At 53.8% G+C, this 6359-nt stretch carries 7 protein-coding genes; 2 read left to right on the top strand and 5 right to left on the bottom strand.

Annotated elements, in window-relative coordinates; genetic code table 11:
* Window positions 1-228: hypothetical protein (locus tag FGF66_RS12840; RefSeq protein WP_211342014.1), on the top strand; the 228-nt coding region annotated here is incomplete at its 5' end.
* A gap of 264 nt (window positions 229-492) precedes the next feature.
* Here FGF66_RS12840 and FGF66_RS12145 read toward each other — a convergent pair.
* Together FGF66_RS12145 and FGF66_RS12140 are read right to left on the bottom strand one after the other, a co-directional pair.
* Window positions 493-1362, bottom strand: coding sequence for an N-acetylneuraminate synthase family protein (locus FGF66_RS12145; RefSeq protein ID WP_170181377.1), 870 nt, complete (start codon window positions 1360-1362; stop codon window positions 493-495).
* A gap of 84 nt (window positions 1363-1446) precedes the next feature.
* The gene (locus FGF66_RS12140) at window positions 1447-1965 is read right to left on the bottom strand and encodes a KdsC family phosphatase (protein ID WP_139457894.1); all 519 of its coding nucleotides are present in this window, start codon (window positions 1963-1965) and stop codon (window positions 1447-1449) included.
* Here FGF66_RS12140 and FGF66_RS12760 point away from each other — a divergent pair.
* Complete coding sequence (locus FGF66_RS12760) at window positions 1964-2215, top strand: hypothetical protein (protein WP_170181376.1); 252 nt, start codon at window positions 1964-1966, stop codon at window positions 2213-2215. The two genes, FGF66_RS12140 and FGF66_RS12760, sit on opposite strands and share 2 nt — an antisense overlap.
* A gap of 220 nt (window positions 2216-2435) precedes the next feature.
* Here the strand turns inward: FGF66_RS12760 and FGF66_RS12135 are convergent, their stop codons facing one another.
* The 3 genes from FGF66_RS12135 to FGF66_RS12125 all read right to left on the bottom strand — a co-directional run bounded on the left by FGF66_RS12135 (window position 2436) and on the right by FGF66_RS12125 (window position 5814).
* Window positions 2436-2969: an inorganic diphosphatase gene (locus FGF66_RS12135; protein WP_139457893.1), complete on the bottom strand. Its 534-nt coding sequence runs from the start codon at window positions 2967-2969 to the stop codon at window positions 2436-2438.
* Between the two features lie 155 nt (window positions 2970-3124).
* Window positions 3125-4450 (bottom strand): alanine/glycine:cation symporter family protein, encoded by a 1326-nt coding sequence (locus FGF66_RS12130; protein WP_139457892.1) that lies wholly within the window; start codon window positions 4448-4450, stop codon window positions 3125-3127.
* Window positions 4451-4641: 191 nt separating this feature from the next.
* Window positions 4642-5814 carry a PQQ-dependent sugar dehydrogenase gene (locus FGF66_RS12125; RefSeq protein ID WP_139457891.1) on the bottom strand — a complete coding sequence of 391 codons (1173 nt, stop codon included), beginning with the start codon at window positions 5812-5814 and terminating at the stop codon, window positions 4642-4644.
* Window positions 5815-6359 lie beyond the last annotated feature (545 nt).

The following is a 6359-nucleotide window of genomic DNA, read 5'->3' as shown; positions in this document are numbered from 1 at the left end:
GCAAAGTCGAAAAACTGTTTGATCATCCCAATGTTCGCTATGCCAAGAATTGATACCTTTATTGGCCGGAGTAATAACCTTATGATCATGATCAAGGAAAAGGCCTACCTAAGGTTGATTGGTAAGGCTCCTCTTATAACTTATGGACTTTTTTTTAAAAAGCACAATAAAAAACGCACAAAACTACACTCCAAAGTCCATTATAAAACGAAAGAGTTCACAGCGTAAATATCACGTAAACCACTACTTTACAACAGCTTAAGACTGTATAAAAGACCCTGATACGTAAATAAAAAAAATGTAACAAAATTGAAAACGATGCGCTCATGCTTTCGGAAATCCTCTCTCCGATCGCAAAAAACATCAGAAATCGCGCCTTTCTCCCCTGCCAGACTGACAGGATTGCAACCCTTCCAGAGGCACAAAAAAAGCCGCAGAGGATTCGGCTCCTCTGCGGCTTAAAGTTTTATTTCGATAGTAAATCCTTGCGAACTATACTCTTCTGAGCTTCTTTCGCGCGGCGGCCTCGCCGTCGTACACCCGCTTGACGCCATCGCCAAGCGACTGCTCGATGTCCCTGATGTTGGAGACCAGCCTCGACATGCCGGAAATTTCCACCGACGCCGCCTGGTCGGAACCCCACATCGCGCGGTCGAGCGTCACGTGGCGCTCCACGAAGGTCGCGCCGAGCGCCACCGCCGCCCAGGTGGTGGCCAGTCCCACCTCGTGGCCCGAATAGCCGATGGGATTTTCGGGATAGCGCTGTTGCAGGGTGTGGATCATGCGCAGGTTCAGCTCATCGACCGGGCAGGGATAGGTGGAGTTAGTGTGCGCGATCAGCAGATTGTCGCGGCCAAGCTCGTTGACGGCGGCTTCGACCTCCTCCATCGTGGACATGCCGGTCGAGATCATCAGCGGACGACCGGTCGCCTTCGTTTTTTTCAGCAACGCGAGATCGGTCAGCGAAGCCGACGCGGCCTTGTAGCACGGCGGATTGAACTGCTCCATGAAATCGACCGCCTCTTCGTCCCAGCACGACGCGAACCACGCAATGCCCTGCTCGCGGCAGTACGCATCAATCTCGGAGTAGTCGTCGAAACTGAACTCCACCTTGTAGCGATAATCCATATAGGTCATGCGCCCCCACGGCGTGTCGCGCTCGATCTGGCGCTGATCCATCGGTACGCACAGCTCGGGTGTGCGCTTCTGGAACTTGACCGCGTCGCAGCCAGCCTGCGCGGCACCCTCGATCAGCTTTCTGGCCACTTCGAGCGAGCCGTTATGATTGATCCCGATCTCCGCGATCACATACACCTGATGGCCGTCGCCGACCATGGAATTTCCGATTTTCACTTCAGCCATAAATTATTCAATCAAATAATGAAGAAACGTGCGCCGGATGACGCAGGTTGATACTGTTGGTACGGGAAAAAAAGTGCACAGATTTTATGAAGCTCTCAGGGCGATGAGCCATTCGGCATATTCCCGGAAGGCTCCACGGCCACCATGCGCGTTGCACCGGTAGTGAACGCAGGGCTCGACCAGATGCATTCCATCGCCGGGACAGGCCACCAGGCCGAAAGGCGAGATGGCGTTCATGATGCCGATGTCGTTCACGTCGTCGCCGATATAGGCGATCTCGGCCACGGCGAGGCCGGTATCCGAGAGCACATCCGCCAACCGCGACTGCTTGTCCTTGACGCCGAGGTACAAGTGTTCAATGTGAAGCTTCTGCGCCCGCCTGACAATGCTTGGCGAAACCTCGCCGGTCATGATGCCGGTTTCGACGCCATGCTCGCGGAGCCGTTCGACGCCCATGCCGTCACGAATGGAGTACCGTTTGAACTCTTCGCCCCGTTCCGAGTAGTAAACGCCGTTGTCGGTGAACACCCCGTCGTTGTCCGAAAGAACGAGCCGGATGCGCGACGCTCTCGATTTCTGTTCCTGCGGGGAAAGAAGAATCATGAAGGTATGTGATTTTATGGAAAAAGTGCTTCAGCGCAAAACATCGGCCAATATATCACTTTTCTGTAATATCCTCGCCGCACCCCTTGCCAGTGAAGAACTCAACACCCTTCCACAAGTTATCCACATTCCATCCACAAATCACCAACCTCTGAGCTGGCGCGGTTTTACGGACTTCTCACGGCAAGGCCGCACAAAGCCACCCCATGCGACCAGCACAATTATCTCTATGTATTACAACAAATTATAGCGCAAAGAAGAAAAGTTTGCGTCTGAAAGGATCAAACAGAATCCATGATCGGCATCGGATACTGCGGAATGTATATATCAACCTTTCAACATCATATGCCACAACGGGCGCATTACTTTTGAAGTATCGGCGGCATAGATGAAAGGAGGCGACATGGCTGTTGTTCCATGTCGCCCCCAGTCAAGTTCACCGAATCAAAAAAACATGCTGAAGACCGGAATCAGGCGTAGGTTTCATTGTAGCGGTTGATCGAGTCGAGCAGAATCTGCTTTGCCGTCGCGGCGTCCTGGAACTCTTCGACCAGAACCGTCTTCTGCTCAAGCGCCTTGTACTCCTCGAAGAAGTGCTGAAGTTCCATCTTGAAGTGCTTGCCGAGATCGCAAATGTCGTTGATGCCGCTGACGCTCATGTCACCTTCGGCAACGGCGATGATCTTGTCGTCACCCTCGCCGTGATCGATCATGCGCATGACGCCGATCACCTTGGCCTGCACCACGCACATCGGCACAATGGAGCACTGCGAAACGACGACAATGTCGAGCGGGTCATGGTCTTCACCGAGGGTCTTGGGAATGAAACCGTAGTTTTCGGGATAGAGGAGGGAGGAAAAAAGTACACGATCGAGCCTCAGCATTCCGGTTTTTTTGTCCAGCTCGTACTTGGTTTTGCTGTCTTTGGAAATCTCGATGATCGCATTCACGACATTCGGGCAGTCATCGCCAATCTCGACGTGATGCCAGGGGTTAAAATTCATAGTGGCCTGTCTTTTGTAATCAGTATGGTGTAATTGAAAAGGTGAGCCAAGATAGAATTTTTTTTCAAACCTTCCAGAAAAAAGAGCGTTAAGCAATAAGATCAGACCGATCAGTCGGGATCGGGGAAATCTGACTGATCGGTCTGATTCTCTCCTCACTCCCGGCGTTCAAAATAGTCCTTCGTTTCGCTGGCGATGACGGGGCTGAGCAGCAGCAACGCGACCAGGTTCGGCACCGCCATGAGGGCGTTGGCGATGTCGGCGAAAGTCCAGACCACCTGCAGCGAGGCGACCGAGCCGACCATCACCGCCGCGACCCAGGCCCAGCGGTAGGGCTTGATCGCCCGCTTGCCGAAGAGGTACTCCATCGCCTTCTCGCCGTAGTATGACCAGCCGAGAATCGTCGAAAAGACGAAGGTGAGCAGGCCGAAGGTGAGTACGGCGGGGCCGATGACCGGCACGTCGGCGAAAGCTGCGCTGGTCAGCTCCGCGCCCTTCAGGCCGGTCGTCCACTCGCCGGAGTTGACCACCACGATGCCCGTCGCGGCGCAGACGACCACCGTGTCCCAGAAGGTGCCGGTCGAGGAGATCAGCGCCTGCCGCACCGGCTCGTCGGTCTGCGCCGCCGCCGCAACGATCGGTGCGCTGCCGAGGCCGGACTCGTTCGAGAAAAGGCCGCGGGCGATACCGAACCGTACCGCCTCCTTCATGCCAGCGCCCGCGAAACCGCCGAGCGCCGCCTGACCGGTGAAGGCTGATGAAACGATGAGCTGGATCGTCTCGCCAAGGGTTTCGCGCCCGATGAAGAGCAGCACGGCGCAGCCGATCAGGTAGAACGCCGCCATGAACGGCACGAGATACTCGCACACCCGCGCAATCGACTTGATGCCGCCGATGATCACCACCGCCGTGAACACCGTCATCAACCCGCCGCTGATCCACGGCGACACATTCAGGTTGCTCTGCAACATCGTGGCTATCGAGTTGGCCTGCACCATGTTGCCGATGCCGAACGCCGCCACGGAGGTGAAAACGGCGAACAGCACGGCGAGCCACTTCTGGCCGAGCGCCTTTTCGATCACGTACATCGGCCCGCCCGACACGGAACCATCGTCGTTGATCGTGCGGTACTTGACCGACAGCAGCGCCTCGCCGTACTTGGTGGCGATGCCGAACACACCGGTCAGCCACATCCAGAGCACCGCGCCCGGCCCGCCAGCCGCCACCGCCGTGGCCACGCCGACGATGTTGCCCGTACCGATGGTCGCCGCCAGCGCCGTCACCAGCGCCCCGAAATGGCTGATCTCCCCAGTGCCCTCGTGCGAACGGGTGAACGAAATGCGGATGGCGTGAGGCAAGTGCTTCTGGATAATGCCCAGCCTGAACGTCAGAAACAGATGCGTCCCGATCAACGCCACCAGGAGCGGAATACCCCAAACGACATCGGCGATTTGCGAGAGAAGACTTTCAAGTGATTGCATGAGCGTGAGTCAGGATGAATGTGGGGAAAAACCTGGGAGCGCCGAATTCCAGCTCGGCATCTTCTGAGTAGAAAAACCATTACGCAGAAAAATGCTTCTGAGATTGTCAGGAAAAAGTACGGAATTTTCCGAAGGTTCAGAACAGTCGAAACCGAAAGCTGGAAGCTCGCGTCTGAATCCATCGCCCCAAATTATCGACGCGTTCCGACATCCCCGGTATTTGCTCGCGCGTGTGGAGTGAGCCGGAGCAGGCGACCGCCTTTTTCATCCTCCAGAACCCATATTGCACCGTCTGGCCCTTGCTCGACCTCTCGTATCCGTTTCTCCATGCTGAAACGTTCGACCTCTTTTGCCTGGTCACCGTCAATCCTGATCCGTATCAGAGATTTTGACCTGAGTCCTCCGATGAAAGCATTGCCCTGCCACTCAGGGAACATAGAACCGTTATAGATAATCAGACCTGAAGGCGCAACGGTTGGCGCCCAGTATGTCTCGGGAGCATGGAATTCCGGACGCGTGTCATGATCGGGAATCGGAATGCCGGAGTAGTGGTCGCCCCATGATACGATGGGCCATCCGTAATTTTCTCCGGCAATGGTCAGGTTGAATTCATCACCGTGCCTGGGCCCCATCTCGTGCGTCCAGAGTCGCCCCTGTTTGTCGAATGCAATACCAAGAAGATTTCGATGCCCAAGAGACCAGAAGGTTTTTGCGAGTTCTCCTTTATCCTGAAACGGATTGTCCGGCGGTACCGACCCGTCCGCATTCAACCTGATCACCTTGCCAAGATTTTGTCGCCAGCTCTGTGCCGGCGTCTGTTTTTGCCGATCGCCGGAAGTGATGAACAGATGCCCATCCGGGCTGAATGCCAGGCGATGTGAGTAATGCCCGCTGCCTGACACTTTGGGTTCCTGCCGCCAGATGATTTCAAGGTTTTCCAGTTTCGGCCTCGACGATGCGGGACGAAATCGGGCACGGGCAACCGCTGCGCCCCTTTTTCCCGAGGCATCCTGCTCGGCATAAGAGAGGTATATCCAGCCGTTATCTTTATATCGAGGATGAAGAATTACATCACCCAGGCCACCCTGACCACCGTACGCCACCTTGGGTACGCCCTGAACCGGAATTCTGGAGCGGTCAGCCAGTTTGACCAGAAGCAACGTTCCGGCTTTTTCAGTTACCAGAAGATCGCCATCCGGCAGAAAGGTCATGGCCCAAGGCTCATCGAACGTCCCAAAACTCTCGGAATTGAGCCTTGAACCTGCATTCCCTTCTATTGCGTTACTCACAGGCGGGGCATAATAATTGCAGGAAAGCAGAACCAAAAAAAGGGACAGGTAACTTTTAAAAGATAATAGTCGCATCGTTCTCTCCTCTTTATACCGGCATCGGAATCACACACAAAGTCGGCGATTTGCGAAAAAAGGCTTACAAGTGATTACATGAGAGTGGGTTAGGATGAATGTGGATGGAAATCTGGGAGCGCGGAGCCCCAGCTCCGCATCTTTATCTTCTTGAATCGTCAGGAAGAGTATGAAAATTCCCGAAGGTGTGGAACTGTCTGGCGGTTCCAGATATACGCCTCACGTTCAACTTTACCAGAAACTTTTCAGTAACGGCTCAAAATCGCGAAAGCTCATGTGCTTGAATTCTTCATGTATCGTTAATGCAACTATTGTTATTAAGGGTGTGAAAAACTCGAACGGAATTTATGATATTCACAAAAATCGCTTCGCAAAGAATCTATATCATCAATCTTATTTCTATTTGCTAAATCTTCAGGAGACACAATATATACCGACCTATTTGCCTTAAACTTACCAGCCTCAATAAAGGGCATCTCTAAAAAGTCAGTACTGACATAAGGTATTGAAATCTATCGATTTAACTGAAATATCCATATCTTGAC

Origin of the sequence: Chlorobaculum thiosulfatiphilum, from assembly GCF_006265165.1 — a bacterium.
Classification (GTDB): Bacteria; Bacteroidota; Chlorobiia; order Chlorobiales; family Chlorobiaceae; genus Chlorobaculum; species Chlorobaculum thiosulfatiphilum.
The sequence above is the reverse complement of the archived record's forward strand: the minus strand, read 5'-3'. Positions and strand labels throughout refer to the sequence as shown.